Source organism: Nocardioides malaquae (assembly GCF_015070385.1).
Lineage (GTDB): Bacteria > Actinomycetota > Actinomycetes > Propionibacteriales > Nocardioidaceae > Nocardioides > Nocardioides malaquae.
In genome coordinates this window covers 1-273 of record NZ_JADCSA010000379.1, presented here as the reverse complement: position 1 = coordinate 273, position 273 = coordinate 1, and the positions used below count along the sequence as shown (strand labels likewise).

Genomic DNA, 273 nt, shown 5'->3' with positions numbered 1-273 from the left:
TCCAAAGCTGATCACCTTCTGGATCGCGGCGAACGATATGCACGTTTTCAAGAATTTTTTCGGCCCCTGCTTTTTCCACGTATAGCATGCAAGGAATAGGCTGGCTTTCGTGGTGCTGCCGGATCGTTGCGTGCAACAGCACTCGACCCAAAAATTCGCTGACGTCATGGAGCGATTTGAAGACGGAATTCTTTAGTCGTTCTCGCTTTTCAATGAATGTCAGTTTATGAATATCAGACATTTCTTTTGGTCGGAGAAAAACCTCATCCAACC

The 273-nt window shown here is 46.2% G+C and carries 1 pseudogene; it reads right to left on the bottom strand.

Annotated elements, in window-relative coordinates:
- A pseudogene (locus IEQ44_RS15840) lies at positions 1-273 on the bottom strand (Hachiman antiphage defense system protein HamA); the annotation flags it as partial.